This is a genomic window from Paenibacillus sp. CAU 1782, assembly GCF_054551715.1.
Genome location: NZ_JBTOLL010000005.1, coordinates 179,841 through 195,220 on the forward strand (window position 1 = coordinate 179,841; position 15,380 = coordinate 195,220).

The 15,380-nt window shown below is 53.0% G+C and carries 10 protein-coding genes; 1 reads left to right on the top strand and 9 read right to left on the bottom strand.

What is annotated here, in order from left to right; genetic code table 11:
• Position 1 precedes the first annotated feature (1 nt).
• From ACX93W_RS14315 to ACX93W_RS14330, 4 genes are all read right to left on the bottom strand, one after another.
• Positions 2 to 958, bottom strand: coding sequence for an ABC transporter permease (locus ACX93W_RS14315; RefSeq protein WP_459393061.1), 957 nt, complete (start codon positions 956 to 958; stop codon positions 2 to 4).
• A 27-nt stretch (positions 959 to 985) separates the two neighbouring features.
• Positions 986 to 1,984, bottom strand: a complete 999-nt coding sequence (locus tag ACX93W_RS14320) for an ABC transporter ATP-binding protein (protein ID WP_459393062.1) — start codon at positions 1,982 to 1,984, stop codon at positions 986 to 988.
• A complete protein-coding gene (locus ACX93W_RS14325; RefSeq protein WP_459393063.1) occupies positions 1,968 to 2,969 on the bottom strand; it encodes an ABC transporter ATP-binding protein in 1,002 nt (333 codons plus the stop codon). Before ACX93W_RS14325 ends, ACX93W_RS14320 begins: the two co-directional genes overlap by 17 nt.
• Before the next feature lie 95 nt (positions 2,970 to 3,064).
• Positions 3,065 to 4,105 (bottom strand): uroporphyrinogen decarboxylase family protein, encoded by a 1,041-nt coding sequence (locus tag ACX93W_RS14330; protein ID WP_459393064.1) that lies wholly within the window; start codon positions 4,103 to 4,105, stop codon positions 3,065 to 3,067.
• 221 nt (positions 4,106 to 4,326) lie between these two features.
• Between ACX93W_RS14330 and ACX93W_RS14335 the strand changes: the two genes are divergently transcribed.
• A complete protein-coding gene (locus ACX93W_RS14335) occupies positions 4,327 to 5,634 on the top strand; it encodes a PucR family transcriptional regulator (protein ID WP_459393065.1) in 1,308 nt (435 codons plus the stop codon).
• A gap of 445 nt (positions 5,635 to 6,079) precedes the next feature.
• On the opposite strand, the gene ACX93W_RS14340 is transcribed toward ACX93W_RS14335, so the two are convergent.
• The 5 genes from ACX93W_RS14340 to ACX93W_RS14360 all read right to left on the bottom strand — a co-directional run bounded on the left by ACX93W_RS14340 (position 6,080) and on the right by ACX93W_RS14360 (position 15,159).
• A complete protein-coding gene (locus ACX93W_RS14340; RefSeq protein WP_459393066.1) occupies positions 6,080 to 7,465 on the bottom strand; it encodes an ATP-binding protein in 1,386 nt (461 codons plus the stop codon).
• Positions 7,466 to 7,468: 3 nt separating this feature from the next.
• Positions 7,469 to 8,893 (bottom strand): RtcB family protein, encoded by a 1,425-nt coding sequence (locus tag ACX93W_RS14345; RefSeq protein WP_459393067.1) that lies wholly within the window; start codon positions 8,891 to 8,893, stop codon positions 7,469 to 7,471.
• A 1,242-nt stretch (positions 8,894 to 10,135) separates the two neighbouring features.
• On the bottom strand, positions 10,136 to 12,724 hold the full coding sequence (locus ACX93W_RS14350; RefSeq protein ID WP_459393068.1) for a metallophosphoesterase: 2,589 nt from the start codon (positions 12,722 to 12,724) through the stop codon (positions 10,136 to 10,138).
• 3 nt (positions 12,725 to 12,727) lie between these two features.
• Positions 12,728 to 13,993: a methyltransferase domain-containing protein gene (locus tag ACX93W_RS14355; protein ID WP_459393069.1), complete on the bottom strand. Its 1,266-nt coding sequence runs from the start codon at positions 13,991 to 13,993 to the stop codon at positions 12,728 to 12,730.
• 368 nt (positions 13,994 to 14,361) lie between these two features.
• Positions 14,362 to 15,159 (bottom strand): nucleotidyltransferase domain-containing protein, encoded by a 798-nt coding sequence (locus tag ACX93W_RS14360; protein WP_459393161.1) that lies wholly within the window; start codon positions 15,157 to 15,159, stop codon positions 14,362 to 14,364.
• Between the last annotated feature and the right edge of the window lie 221 nt (positions 15,160 to 15,380).

Here is a 15,380-nt window from a genome sequence, read left to right on the forward strand (position 1 = left end):
TTCATCGTTTGCCGTATTTGATCGCAGGATCCGCCGCCGCGTAAGCGATATCCGTCAAAATATTAGCGGCCAGCACGGCGACCGCCGCAATCAGGTTGATTGCCATCAACGTCGGATAATCGCGCGAGCCGATGGATTGGATCATCAGCTGCCCCATGCCCGGCCAGCCGAATACCTGCTCCGTAATGACCGCCCCGCCGAACAGAAGCGGCACGTCGAGTCCAACTACCGTTATGATCGGAATCATCGCGTTCCGAAGCGCGTGTTTGTTAATGACGACGAATTCCGATAGTCCCTTCGCCCTCGCCGTTCGCAGGTAATCCTGCCCCAGCACCTCCAGCACGCTGGAACGAACGTATCGCACCATGCTTCCCGCCGAAGCGGTAGCCAAAATCAGCGCAGGCATGATCAGATGATGCAGAAGATCGCCAAACGTCTTTTCCTTGCCTAGCGTGTACATCCCGCCCGTCGGAAACAGCTTCCAGGTGAGAGCAAACAAATAGATGCCGCCTAGCCCCAGAATAAAGTTGGGGATGGACACGCCGAGAAAGGAAAAGGACGTTGCGGAATAATCCAGCCACGAATATTGCTTTCTGGCGCTAAGAATGCCGATTGGAACAGCGATAATATAGGCCAGCAGCAGAGACGAACCCATCAATATCAGCGTAGGCCCGATCCGCGCGCCAACTACCTTGGCCACCGGCTCGTAGCTGGAATAGGAATAGCCGAAGTCTCCCTGCAGCATATTGCCCAGCCAGCGAAAATATTGAATAAACACCGGGTCGTCGATGCCGAGCTGCTCCTTCCGCAAATCAATATCCGCCTGGCTCATGGAGGGGTTGATAAACATTTCCACGGGATTGCCCGGCGCCATATTGATGATGAGAAAATTGAACAGCGTTATCCCCGCAAGGACCGGAATCGCGATCAGGATGCGGCGCAGCAAATAGTTAAGCATGCTCTTCCTCCTTGTCAGCGAATTTGGTCAATGCAGCGGATAATGGCATGCGACCATATGGTTGCCACCGCCGGTCAATGCCGGCTCCTCCGTGCTGCAGCGCTTCTGCGCATGGGGACATCGCGTATGGAAACGGCAGCCCGCGGGCGGATGAAGAGGGCTTGGAATATCTCCCTGCAGCACGATTTCTTCGCGGCGTCGATCATGCGGATTACCCGGAGGATTGGATGCGAGCAAGGCGGCGGTATAGGGATGTCTGGGGGATCCGAACAGCACTGCGCTGTCCCCGATTTCAACCAGCTTGCCCAAATACATAACCCCGATCTCATCGCTGATGTAATCCACGGCGCCTAATCCATGCGCGATGAAGAGGTAGGTCAAACCCAGCTCTCCTTGCAAATCCTTGAGCAAATTTAGAATTTGCGCCTGAATGGAAACATCCAGCGCCGATACCGGCTCGTCGCATACGATTAGCTTGGGATTCAGCGCCAAGGCTCGCGCAATGCCGATCCGCTGGCGTTGGCCTCCCGAAAACTCATGGGGAAAACGATTCCGGTATTGTCCGGACAGGCCAACGATCTCAAGCAACTCTTGTACCCGCTTCTCCACCTCCGCGCCTTCCAGCAGCCGATGAACGCGGATGGGTTCGCCAAGCTGGTCGCCAATCCGTTTGCGCGGGTTCAACGAGGAATAAGGGTCCTGGAATACAATTTGCATGTCGGTTCGCATGGGACGAAGCTGGCGCTGGGTCATTCCCGTCAGCTCCCGGCCCTGGAAGGTCACGCTGCCTTCGGTTGGCTTCTCCAGTTGAAGAATGAGCCGGCCCATCGTCGACTTCCCGCTTCCCGACTCTCCGATGATGCCAAGCGTGCGGCCTTGCTCAAGACGAAACGAAACGCCGTCTACCGCCCTGACTTGTCCCGTATTTCTGCCTAACAAGCCAGAACGGACGGGATAGTGCTTTTTTAGTCCGTCAACCTCCAGCAAAGAACCGCCATTTCGTTTGCCGTCATGGTGACTCCCCATTTCCTTCTCCCTCCTTTCCGTCCGCGACCAGCCAGCAGCGTACCTTATGTCCTTTGCCGGCATCCCTTAGCGGCGGATGCTGCTCTCTGCATGTGTCCATCACATGGGCGCAGCGGTCCTGGAAGCGACAGCCTTCGGGCATATGCTGCGGCAGCGGCACCGTTCCCGGAATCGCCGCCAGCCGTTCTCCTTTTCCGCCCCCAATCTGCGGGATGCAATCCAAAAGCCCTTTTGTGTAGGGATGGCGATGGTGATCGAACAATTGGAACACATCTGCCTCCTCCACCACTTCTCCCCCGTACATGACAATGACCCGATCAGCCATCTCGGCTACGACGTTCATATCATGCGTAATCAGCAGAATGGAGGTGCCGAACTCCCTCTTCAGCTCCTTCATCAGCCGCAGAATTTGGGCTTGTATGGTGACATCAAGCGCAGTTGTGGGCTCGTCGGCAATCAGCACCTTGGGATTGCAGGACATAGCCATCGCGATCATGACCCGCTGCAGCATGCCGCCGGACAGGGCAAAAGGATACTCCCGCATAATAGACTCCGACCGTGCGATGCCGACCTTCCTCAGCATCGCCTCTCCTTCGGCGCGAGCCTCCTTGCGGCCAAGTCCCCTGTGCTTGCGGATTTGCTCGGAAAGCTGATGTCCGATGGTCAACACCGGATTCAGCGCGCTCATTGGCTCCTGAAAGATCATGGAGATGTCTTTGCCGCGTATCCGGTTCAACTCTCTTGCGGAAAGCCCCGTAAGCTCCCGTCCATGTAATGAAATACAACCGCGGCTTACTCGGCCCGCTTTTCCAAGCAGGCCCATAATGGACAAGGTGGTTACGCTTTTGCCGCTGCCCGATTCGCCGACAATCGCAATCGTTTCCCCTGTGCCCAAACGAAAGTCGACATTTTCAACAGGCGCGATTTCGCCTTTTTCCGTTTTGAACGTGACCTGAACCTGCCGAACCTCAAGCACCGTTTCCAAAGCGCCTCCCCCTTTCCCCTGTCGCCATTCCCTCTACCTGTTCACTGTTGGCCCGAGATGGGCTGAGCATATACGTTTTGCATGTTTTGCTTTATTTACGATTCCTCCACTGCCGCCCTCAGCGCCCGCAGCGACTCTCCGTCCGATTCCAGCGGCAAGCCGCAGCCCGGCGCCAACACAAATGGCCGTCCGGCCAAACTCTGAATAGCCTCCTTGGCCTGTCTCGCCACTTCCTCTGCCGATCCCGCAGACGCAAACAATCGCTCGTCCACTCCGCCCATCACAACGGGGCTGTCCGGCCAATTCACGCTTTCCGTCAAGACCGGATTGCCCGGCGCGGTATCCGCCCAATGAAGCGCCGATATCGGATAATCCGCAAACCGTTCGGGATGCGCCTCCGGCCCGCAGGTATGAAGAATAACCGGAGCCGGCGCAATTTCTTTAAGCAGCAGCAAGTCATACGGACGTCCGAACGTTTCGTATTCCTCCTCCGTCAAATAACCGTCGCGCGCCAAACCCAACACGGCGTAAAAGATGCCGTCCGCCCCCGCTTGCAGCGCTGCTTTGGCATAACCCGCAAGCGTCTCGGTGATGTTTCGCAGAGCGGCATGGACTTCGTCCGGATTGGCTGCAAGCAAGCCCGGGAGAGGCGTTGCCTCGCGAATCGCCGGCCGATAGGACGCCAGCGTACGATGCCCGGCCAAATATTCCAGCACGGCTAGCGGCGAAAATAAGGTCTGAACAATTGGCACGTCCGGTCCAAGCTCGCGGCGTACGCCGGCAATCGTACGGAGCTGCTCCAGAAACGGCTCTGCGTCTGACGGGCGGGTTGTAATCCGACGCAGATCGTCAGTCGCCGCGAGTTGCGCCTTGGCTACGGCCGGAACAACTCCGTCATAGTCTTCATAATCGTATTCGTTGCCCCAAACCTCTGCGTAATACGTCGTCCGGGGATTGATTTTGACAAAATCCCAATCATGCTCCCGTTGAAAAGCGACCGTTGCCGCAGCCAGCAATTCGCTGTCCCGCTCGGCTTCGATAAAATGCCGCCATGCCGAAACCAGCGGTCGATCAGCAGGCTGACCGTCTCGCAGAATGACATTAAAACGCGTTTTTTTGCTCCATTCGATCGTCATTTTGAGTATCCTTCCTATATTCGGAATGGTTTTTTGTAACCACTCATACTATAATTCTTAATATCCGATAGACTAACTTTGATATCTTATAGTTGTATTATAAACGACATTTTTGTCATTTCTTCATACACAATGTCTAATCTATTGCCATCTTGATTTTACGTTTTGTATGACGATTTTAATGAAAAACGCTTCCAGAATGAGGAGAGGAGGGATTCATCATGGAGATCGAGCATAACCTGGGCAAGCTTGCCGACTTTTCGCATCGCCTGCAGCAGGCCGTTATTAAAACGGCCGAAGTTCATACGATTGTCGAGTGCCTCAGATCCTTCACTTCCTTTACGTCACTGTACAGCTCCATAACGGAACCCTCTTTCTGTCTTCCGGCGGAGGAAGAACACGGTAAGGACATGCTGCAAGAAACCGAGGAGCTGCTGGAGCGCCAGCCTCCGACCGGCAGAAAAAGAATCCGCCTTGTGCTGACGGGAGGACTCGCCGTTTTTCTTCAGCCCGTATTGGGTCTTGGTCATGTGTTGTCCTATATCGGCATTGTGGCAAAAGAGGACAAAACCTCGGAAGAGGACGAAATATATATCGGCCTTCTCCTGGACTATGCGGGCAAAACCGCAGAGCAGCTGCTGCTGCGCAAGCTGGTTCTGGACGACCGTACAAGCGACGGCCATGCCGCGTTAGTCCACGGAATCCTGTTCGGAGAAATACCCCACGAGGATCAAATGCTGGCCCAGATTGGCCTGCCCTCCTTGTCGGCGGGACATTATTTGTTTGTATCTGGCGCGGTCATTTTGGACCGTTCGGGGCAAAGGGATGAAGGATTTTCCGCTAAAGGGCCTAATCAGGATATCGTGATGCTGCTTCGTTCGCTTCTGTCCACGCACGGCATCTATAATTTGCTGCTCCTGCACAATAACGTTATCCACCTGCTCTGCATCCGGGAAACCTTCGGCAACAGGCAAGCCCAATGGGAAAAGGTAAGGCAGTCGCTGCGCAAAGTGACGGAGCTGCTTATGAAATCCAGCCGGCTGCGTCCCGAAGAATCGCTGCGCATCCATGCGGGTTTTGGTCATATGAAGTCTTCTCTGCGCGACGCTGCTCAAAGCTACAGGGAGGCGCTGGACGCCGTCGCGATTACGCGCATGCTGGAGGAACGGCCTGCGGGGAGCGTTTTTTACGAAGATATGGGGATCTATCAAATGCTAAAAAGCATAGGCGATACCGCCCAGTTGATTCAATTCGTTCAGAACCATCTTGGCCCGCTGCTGGCCTACGAGCAATCGGGAGGGACATCGCTGCTCCAAACGCTGGACCACTATTTGTCCTGCATGGGCTCCAAGCAGGAAACCGCTGAGCGCTTGTTCATCCACCGGCAAACGCTCTATCATCGGCTGGACAAGCTGGACGAGCTTCTTGGCAGCGATTATCTAAGACCGGAACGGCGGTTATGCCTCGAGGTGGCAATTCGGGCGTATGATTTGGTGAAGGACGATATGCAGACGGAGCAAGCGATGTGAGAGAAGCGCAGTAGTTCACGCGCAATGCGCGAACGGTCTCCAGCGCTGCGCTGACTAAACCTCCCCCCTATACGGGCAGAGCCGTTATGTCATGTTGGGGCAGTCTTTGCGAATGGCAGGGCCTTTTGCGCTGTGTTGTGTGTGAGGTCTTTACGATGTACCGGAGCAAATATATCACCTCATCACGCATTTTCGTTTTTGCACATAAACAACCTTCCCACAGAAGCGTACCTATGCTGGTACGGTTAGCAATTCAGCATTGCTCCATGTGGCTGAACAGTTCCGCACTTGCGAAACTTGTTTCATCAGAACTGATTTTCCGGCTTAAGTCCCATGTGGATAGACGTTCAGGGAGGGGCCACTCTTCGGGTATGCAGCAAAAAAACCGCACGAATGCTTTTTACACATTCGCACTTTTTTTTCGCAATTGGCGCGGGACTCCCCTTTAAGCAAAACCGACCTTCCGGTTTGACTCTGCGCTCATCCATTCATTGCTGCGTTCCTTGTTGCGGTCGGCTTTCATTTCTGCGATCAAGGCGTCCAGATCGACCTTGCCTTCATAATGCATTTGCAGAGCAGCCGAGGCATAAAGCTCGCCCAACTGGGCCAGAGAAAAACCTTCAGCGCCTTGGGCCGCTCTCGCAACTGCAGCCTCATCCGCCAGGCGAAGCAGTCCTTTGTACTTCATGTAGGATAGCCGCAAAGCGGCATCAGGCGGCTTGACCTCGTAGGCCCGATCAAAGCGGCCGGCGCGGTTAATAAGCGCGGGGTCGATTTTTTCGGGATAGTTGGTGGTGCCGATCAGATAAACGCCTTCCTTCGATGTTGCGCCGTCCAGCGTGTTCAGAAAGTAGGAGCGGCAGGATTCCGGCATGGAATCAATATCCTCGATCACCAGCACCATTGGTGCCATTTGGGTCGCCGTTGCAAACACCTCCTGAATGGAGCCGCTGCTCGTATATTCGGTAATTTGCCAGTAGGCCACCGGAGCTTTTGTAGAGGTGGAGATGGATTTGACCAACGTCGTTTTTCCGTTGCCCGGCTTGCCGTAGAGCAAAATTCCTCTTTTGTAGGGAATGCCGTAGGTTTGAAAGAATGAACGGTCCTTGGAAAAAAACTCGTCCAGAGAACGATAAATCTGCGTCTTCAGCTCATCCTCCATAAACACATCGTCCCGGCCGACCGCCTGGGAAATCGGCTCGCGGCTATGCTCCAGCCCATCCCTCGTATCCGTAAATACTTTTACGGTTGGATCGGTCAACTGCCGTTCCCTCATTTCCTCCAGAAAGTTCACCAGACACTCGTCGGACTCGCAAAAAATCAAATCCTCAAATCCGATGCCATGCTGCAGCAGTTTCGGCACTCGCGCAAGCGCTATACGATGTCTGGGGTAAATAAACAGGTTGTTGCGAATCGCGGGGCGAATTGTATAGAAGCCATTTTCCGTGTTGTCGGCATCATATTGGAATACGTTTGTTTCCACCAGATCGTAAAGACATGCTGCATGCTCCACGCCCCCATATCCGCGGTTGACGTCCTCCTCCAGCCCGTTCCAGATCTCATTTCCGTCATCCTGGTAATACAGCCGAAGTCCGTTCCCAAGCCGCCGCTCCAAATAATCCCGAATACGCTGAACGGCTTGAATATAGTCAAAATAATCCCGCTCGCCCTGCACCCGATCCCCTGCTTCGCTGCCTCTCACAATAAAATGCGGTGTCTGAGGCGGCGTTAAGATTTCATTCTTCATTCCTTTGCTGTTTTTCCCTTCGTCTTGTATTTCAGCAATTTGCAGATTTCCGTTTGCATCCGTATTTATTCTTGTTTTTCCCATAGGCTAAACTCCCTTTACGGCCGCCAGCGGGCGGCATTTTGCCACAACGTCGGCAAGCCTTGCTTGCACCACGCTGTCTATAATTTGATCGACATCCTTGTAGGCTTGCGGCGACTCGTCGACCAGCGCTTCGAGCGCGCGGGTGTTCAGCACAATTTCATCCTCCTGCCCGATCCGCATCGAAGACGCAAACTCATCCACCGTCACCAGTTGTTTCGTCGCATTGCGGGAGCGGACTCTTCCTGCTCCGTGACAGATGGAATGATAGTTGGCGGCCCCCTCCGGCACGCCGACCATCAAATATGACGCCGTTCCCATGGAGCCGGGAATGAGCGCGGGATGCCCCGTCTCCCGATAAGGCGCCGGATTGCCGGGATGCCCGGCCGGCAGCGCTCTTGTTGTCCCTTTATGGTGAATCAGCAGATCTTCATCGCCATGAATTTCCTCGCCGCAATAATTGTGCATCAGGTCGTACAGGGTGGTCAGCTCTGTTTTGGAGCCCATCACTTCCTTAAAAGCATCGCGTACGGCATAAGCCATCAAATGCCGATTAACGACGGCATAGTTTAATGCGGAATACATCAGATTGGCGTAGCTTTGACCTGCATCGCTCTGCAGCGGAGCAAACGCCAGCTTGGGGTCAGCCGTGCCCAGTCCCAGCTTGCTCATGGTTTTGGCGACTTGGGAACCGCCGTATTGATTGACCGCGCCGCCCCAAGAGCGGGAGCCGGAATGGATCATAACGGCGATTTGCCCGTCCTTCAGACCCCACTGCTCGGCAATCTCCCTCCTATTTTCCTCTATCGATATTTCCTGAATCTCGATAAAATGATTGCCGTTGCCAAGCGTGCCTAGCTGACGATGAGCGCGATGATACAGATTTTCGGGGATACGGTCCAGCTCGGTTTCCCTGAAGCTGAAGCGGCTGTTTTCGACATGCGTCATGGAAGTTGCTTTTCTTGGCGTGTAGGAATCAGGCACATATTTGCCCGGCAGCCCGTGCAGCCCCTTGCGAAGCACGTCCTCCAGCCAAATGTCGGAAAAATAACCCCTCGCATGATTTTCGACCGGAATTCGTTTTTCAATGGCTTTGACCAGCCGACGGCGTAAACGGACGTCCTTCAGATCGCTGCTCTGCAAATTGGTCAGATGCATCCTCATGCCGCAGCCGATATCGCTGCCCACGATGGATGGCGAGATATAGCCGTCCTCCGCGCTCCACACCGCCGTTGTGCCAATGCACGTACCCACGCCAACATGGGCGTCAGGCGTATAGCTCATATAACGAATCCCGGGTATTTGCAAATTATTGCTCGCCATCTCCAGCACCTTGTTTCCCATTCCGTAGAAGAGATCGTCATGCGCGTACACATGCAATTCTCCTGCCGGGAGATCTATCACCCGGTAATAGTTGTTTCGATTACTCATCTATTTACTTCAATCCTCTCTATTTGCAAAAAATAATTGTAAAAGCGTTAGGCATGATCACGCTGTTCAGGCTGGGCCTCGCCTTGACTAACTATGACCTCGTTGCGCTGGTTTGGCCTCGCCTTGACTTACCATGTCCTCTTTGCGCTGGCTGGGCCTCGCCGTGATCAACAATGTCCTCTTTGCGCTGGCTGGGCCTCGCCTTGACTTACCATGTCCTCGTTGCACAGGCTTAGCCTCGCCTTGACTAACCTCGTCCTCGTTGCACAGGCTTAGCCTCGCCTTGACTAACCTCGTCCTCGTTGCACAGGCTTAGCCTCGCCTTGACTAACCACGACCTTGTTGCGCTGGCTGGGCCTCGCCGTGATCAACAATGTCCTCTTTGCCCTGGCTGGGCCTCGCCTTGACTAACTATGACCTCGTTGCGCTGGTTTGGCCTCGCCGTGACTAACCATGACCTCGTTTTGCTGGCTGGGCCTCGCCTAATGGTCACATCTGACCATTAGAACGGTTTTTTCACAAAATTCATTTTGTAACGGACGTTTCTGTCCACTAGAACCCCCAAATGGCTGCTTTCCACTAAAATTCAAGCTGTAATGGACAGATATGACCGTCAGAAGTCAGCGGGGCAGCCAAAAAGCGTTCTAACGGCCATTTTTGTCCGTTAAAAATTCCACAGGCTAAAAGACTCAAATCTCACAAACTCAAACTCAAATCTCACAAACTCAAACACAAACTCAGACTCAAACACAAACTCAAACTCAAACTCAAACCCAACATACACGCACAAAAAGACCGCAAGTCCAATGACTTACGGTCTTTGTGCAAACAGTTCCCATATGTGCTGTCCGTGCATCATTTCCCCCTGTACAAACAGGAAGCCTTTGGTGCAAAACAAGCCGATTCTATCCGGTGGATATGATCATGCAGAAACGTTAAAGCTTGCGCAGGCCCGTAGAGGCCGATGAACAATAAAAACGATATTTTGCTGAACTAGTGCGTCTTTGCGACGAATAGCGGTCATGTCACGTCGGCCTCCTTTCTTTTAAGATAGTCCTATCATACAGATACCAGTGAAACAAGAGCAAGGTAAAGAATAACTATAGCAATTAAAGCCTGAACTCACCTATAGCCCTAGAGTCCACCTACAACCGCGGATCAATTCCCGATTCCCGCATAACCTCAAACAACAGGTTAGCCGCATTGCGGTTTGCGAAACTCACCTATAGCTTGGGAGCCCACCTACAACCGCGGATCGATCTCCGATTCCCGTGCAACCTCGAACAACAGGTTAGCCGCAATTTGGTTATAAGCCTCATTCTCCGGGCCAACCTCCGCCAGCTTAACCGCTAGCAGCTGCTCTCCCAGCCGCTGCTCATTGATGGAAGCTCTGAGCTTGGGGGTTATGTTTTTCTGTTTGATCAGTTTGCTGTATTTATGCGAAAAACGGTAATCGTACCCGTAGATGATAGACAGGTAGCCAGGATTGCGCACCTTGAGATAAGGCACGGCGTTTCGAGCCTGACGTTCCGGTTTGATGACGACACCCTCCATCCCGTTTTCCACCGTCAACTTGGCAAAAAAAGCTTCCGCCCGCTCCAGCGCATCCGGCTCCGTTAAATCCAGCACCAGCATGTCGTCATCATTCAGGAACGAATACATATCCGATGTGTTCTGCTGCGGCAATCTTTCCTCGCCGTTCTCCAGCACTTCCTTCAGAAGAGCAAACGGCTTGTAGGAGAGATCGCCCTCCCCGCCGTACAGGTCAAGTTGACGCAGGTATACTTGAAGCGCCTCATCCTGCTGCTGCAAGGGGACCATGCTCTTTTTCGCGATTGCGGCATGCTTGAACGTCTGATAGACATGCGCCCCATATTTGTCGCTTAGCACGCCTTTGGCCAGCCGGTTTTGCTCCTGTTCGAAGCCGCTGCTCTCCAGCTTTTCAACCAGGTCGCTCCACGCCTGCTGAAAGCCGTTGTCCCGCAGAAACGAAATCTCCGCCTCCAAAGCTTTGCCTATCGGCTCAAACTGGCGCCGAATCAGCGCATCGCCGAGCGCTCTCCATGGAAGAAGCTCTCCGTCCAGCAGCATCAGAGCAACGCCTTCCTTCTCCATGTAAGGACCAAAACGATTCAACAGCTCTCCGTAAACCGGGCCAAGCTCTACGCCCTTTACCTTGTAGCCGTTGCGGCTGACCGCATAACACTGCTCCGGATCGCGGCTCAGGTAAATATTGCAGCGGGAGCCCATATATTTGGGCTGAAGGACAATCTTATTGGCCCCTTTTGCCGCAAAATACGCCAATCCTTTGGCCAGAGATTCCAGCTCGCCAGCGGCTTCGTCCTTATCTGCCGGAGACATCGTGCCGGATATATAGTTGATGCCGTTACGCGCCGAGTAACGCAGACGCTTGAGCGAATCGTTATCCAATTCCACCAGCGCAACCTTTTTTTCCTCACGGAACAGCTCCGGCAGCGGCTCGCGGAACGACACTTTGCGTGCCTTGCAGCTTTTGAACTGCAGCCGGGACGACATGCGGACGGCGGTTAAGGCGTTGCCGTGAACGCACCCCGTATCCAAATGAACCTTGTTGCCGATCATAAAACGGCTCCCGGCCGCAATATGGCCGAATAAATGGTAGGGATAGTTGCGGACAGCATCCTCCTCCAGAAAGGCAAGCTGTTCTTCAACCGGGGCTTCCCGGTCCAACCGGAAATTCCGTTGTTGCCGGAGCGCTTCTGTGCCAAGCTTGCCGATATATTTGTTCCGGCATGGCGCATGCGTGACATAAAACGAGGGACCGTTCTGACCGATCATACGGTAAAAAGGACGGGACATCTCTACCAGCTCCGCAAATTTCCGAAACAGCTCATCGTCGCCCGACAATTCCTGTACGGACGTAAAGAAGTTTTCCGGCAATTCGCTTCCGACTCCTGCAATCTCTCCCTTTGCATACTTGTGGACAAAGTTTTCGTGATTGCCAACGATCAGTCGAAAATGCTCCTTGTTCAGATATAAAAAGTCGATGATTTCGCGCGTTTGCCCGCCTTTGTCGATCCAATCCCCAACAAGCACAGGAGTTGTGTTCCGCGCTTTTTCATCCACCGTCAATACGCCGTCAGCTCCGGTCCGGAAGCCATATCCCTCCAGCAGTTCCGTCAGCTCATCCACGCACTCGTGCACATCGCCGATAACGACATAATCACGGTCGCGGGGCAGCACGCAGGATTCGTACGTCTCCCAATCCTCCACGGTTACGGTATATTCCGGGTTTCTCTCCATTCCGGGCGTCAAGCAAAAATCCTTAGCCCGCACCTTATGAACCTTGTCGTAGCCCTCTCTTGAAAGCACCGGCAGCACTTCCTTGCGCAGGCGGTTCAAATGGCTGGAAATCACCGCTTTGGAGCGATCAGACGCATAATAATCCTCCCGCTTGCGGTAATCAAACAGGATTACTTCCAGCCGGTAATTGTTTTCCTTGGCGATTGCCGACACTTGGCTGCGGAAATCCTCCATCAGCCCGGTCGTATCCACCACTACAAACTCCGCATTCACCGGAAAAGAGGTGAGCAGCTTCAACTTCTCCAACAGCAATTGGAAAGCCGGGGCGCTGGCCTCCAGCATCACCTGGTCGTATTTGTCGTAATCGCCCCCCAGAAGCTCCTGCCGAATCCCGTCGGAGGATAAATACTGAACATTGGCGCGCAGTCCAAGCTCTTTATTTTCCAGCTGAAGCTGAGGTATCAGTACCTTGGAGGCAAATGTCGATTTGCCGCATTCCGTCGCCCCCACCATCATAAAAATGGTATGTACGTTTGTTCTAATGTTCACTTTTCAGCCCTCCTTCCTTGTGACAATCACGCCTTGAGTCGTTGCTATTCCATCCACAGTGTCACCGATTGCAACGAATTGACAGCTCAGCGGCAGTCCTTCAACCAGATCTTCAAACCATTCTCGAAACGCTACCTCGCCCAGCTCCCACTTATGATCGTCATGCCTGAACCCCCCAAGCTCGTAGTGGGGATTAAAATCAGCGTTTGGCGTCGTCACGATCAGCTTGCTGAAAGGCACCTCTCTGCAAATAGCAAGCAGCAGCTCGCCAGCCTCCGGTAACGGCATATGCTCGATGACCTCGGTCAAAATAACATCCACCTTCTCGCCGTTTGCGCTCTCCAAATAATGATCCAGGGAATGAAAAGCCGCGATATTATCGGCTTGCTTTTCCTGCGCTTTTCGCTTCACCAGCTCCAGCCGTTCCTCGTCGATATCCACCGCGTAGTAGGCATGCTCCATTTGGGCAGCAAACGGAATGGCATAGAACCCTTCCCCACAGCCGATATCCAGAATGGGATTGTCAAAAGACAGCTGCCCCGCGATATAGGAGCGACGCTGCTGCGCGGTTCCGCCGTAACCAAGGGAGATGACGTACCTGCTCGAACGCTCCGCCTCTGCCTTGTATTTGCGAAACCGGTCACGGGTAAACAGGAAATGCCGAGCAAACAAGCTGCGGAGATAAAAGGGCGCGTCAATGATGTTCAGACTGCGCAAATATTTTTCCAGCACCTCGTCGGTAATGTCGATCGCCTCATTCCCTTGCATGGACAAGAACAGGCATAAAACGCTGACCACGTGCAGCAGGTAATGAAGGCTTTCCTCCGTCTCGACTAACAAGGAGTAGCTTTTGTGGGCCTGATGCTGTGTTGTAAAGCTGCAATTTTTCAAATGGTTGGCGAAAAACGCGATATAGTGCGGTCTATCGATATGAATCATGGGTATATAAAAAGAATGCCGGTACCCCTTCAGGTCCTGCTCATGCTGCGCCTTCAGCGGTACAGAGAAAAATTCATTGATGGCGCTTAGCGGAAATAGCGGCGTATTGTAACGGGACACATTCAAATACTCAAAGCTGTCGCCGGCATCGCGTTTAAAGGAAACTTCGTTGTCGGCATCCTTGAAGTAAATGCCGTATGAGCCTTCTCCCGTGCTCCAACCGTACGCGAGCCCTTTACGGACAGAGCGCATTTGCATGCCGGAGGCCGGATTTTTTTTGATTAAAAATGAAAATTTCGGATTGGTTGATTTCAGTTGGACAATGGCCATGTCAAGCTTCCTTTCATGTTAGATAAATTCAACTGCTTTTCTGGCTCAATTTCCGACTCAACTTCTGACTCAAGCTCAGTGATTGACTATTAGCAGGCAGGTACGGTGAACAATGCTGTATCATTTGAAAAAGGACAGAGAGGTTTTAACCCGGCCCCGGCCTGTAATTTGCCGGTCATTTATGACCGTTAGCATCTGAAATGGCTAGACTCGCCTCGTGCAACGGTCACCCATGTCCTTTAGCGCTCAAAAAGGGGCGCATAATAGGTGAAAATGGGTTTTTATGGTCGCCCATGTCCTTTACAATCTGACAAACCGTAAAAATAAGCCTCTAAAGGTCATCGATGTCCGCAAGAATTTTCGATTGTTCAATTCATATAGCCATTCTTAGGGACAGACCATACCTCCCGGAGCGCGGAACGGAACAATTCATCCAGTTGTTCGTCCATCCCTTCACGGGCGGGAAGGGCGGCGGCGGCTTTTTGCTCCAATTGCGGGAGCTGCTCCGCCAAATAAAGGTTGATGGTCCGAAGCTGCGGTCCTTCATCCAGTTCATCGCCGCGTTTTTTACGTGTGAGCAGATCCTCCACCGTCTCGCGAAGCTCTCCCTTTTGGGGCAGAAGCGTATTGACCAGCATGTCGAATTCCATTGGCGGCATGGTGCCGCGCTCCGCGATCCACTGACAGGCCAAGACCGGCCGCAGCACGTAAAAGTATTTTTTGAGCCGTACGGTCTCCCCTTGGAGATACGTCCGGAAGTTTCCCCGCGCCATGTTCAAATAATGATACAGACATGATTTGGGGGCAAAGGCCAACGGAGACATGTCTCGCAGCGATTGCGCCACACTGAAGCTTTCCAGGTAAGGGAGCGGCGATTGCAGCCACTCCAGCAGCGGCGGGTTGGACTTGCTGTAAAGCATCAGCGCCTTGCGCAGGTCCCATCCGCTCAAATCCAGCTTGTCGGTTATGGGACGTTCAATCACATCCCGCTTGTCAAAAATGGACAAATACCACTCCGGCCGCCGTACATAGATGAATCTCACATCGTAGTCGCTGTCCTGCGACGGAAACCCCCAAGCGCGGCTGCCGGATTCGCATGCATACAAAATGGTCATATCCTCTTCCCGCTCCAGCCTTTTCAGTTCGTTGCGGATAATCTCGGACATTTCATTTGCTTCTTTTGCTTCTCTGTCTTCACTTGCGCATATCACTTTATTGACTTTATTGACTTCTTTTGCTTCTTTTACTTCATTGATTTTCTTCATGTCCTTCACTTCTCTCTTTTCTCCTATGCCGGTTGACATTTCCGAGATTGCTGTTGCGCTTATTTTGACTCATAGCACCCTAAAGGAACATGGCGAAAGTATAGCGAAAGGCATTTAATCTC

Coding starts and splice junctions, on each gene's coding strand:
- ACX93W_RS14360 (WP_459393161.1), bottom strand. CDS start 15,159: ATGTCCGAGATTATCCGCAACGAACTGAAAAGGCTGGAGCGGGAAGAG.
- ACX93W_RS14345 (WP_459393067.1), bottom strand. CDS start 8,893: ATGAGTAATCGAAACAACTATTACCGGGTGATAGATCTCCCGGCAGGA.
- ACX93W_RS14340 (WP_459393066.1), bottom strand. CDS start 7,465: ATGGGAAAAACAAGAATAAATACGGATGCAAACGGAAATCTGCAAATT.
- ACX93W_RS14320 (WP_459393062.1), bottom strand. CDS start 1,984: ATGGGGAGTCACCATGACGGCAAACGAAATGGCGGTTCTTTGCTGGAG.
- ACX93W_RS14315 (WP_459393061.1), bottom strand. CDS start 958: ATGCTTAACTATTTGCTGCGCCGCATCCTGATCGCGATTCCGGTCCTT.
- ACX93W_RS14330 (WP_459393064.1), bottom strand. CDS start 4,105: ATGACGATCGAATGGAGCAAAAAAACGCGTTTTAATGTCATTCTGCGA.
- ACX93W_RS14335 (WP_459393065.1), top strand. CDS start 4,327: ATGGAGATCGAGCATAACCTGGGCAAGCTTGCCGACTTTTCGCATCGC.
- ACX93W_RS14355 (WP_459393069.1), bottom strand. CDS start 13,993: ATGGCCATTGTCCAACTGAAATCAACCAATCCGAAATTTTCATTTTTA.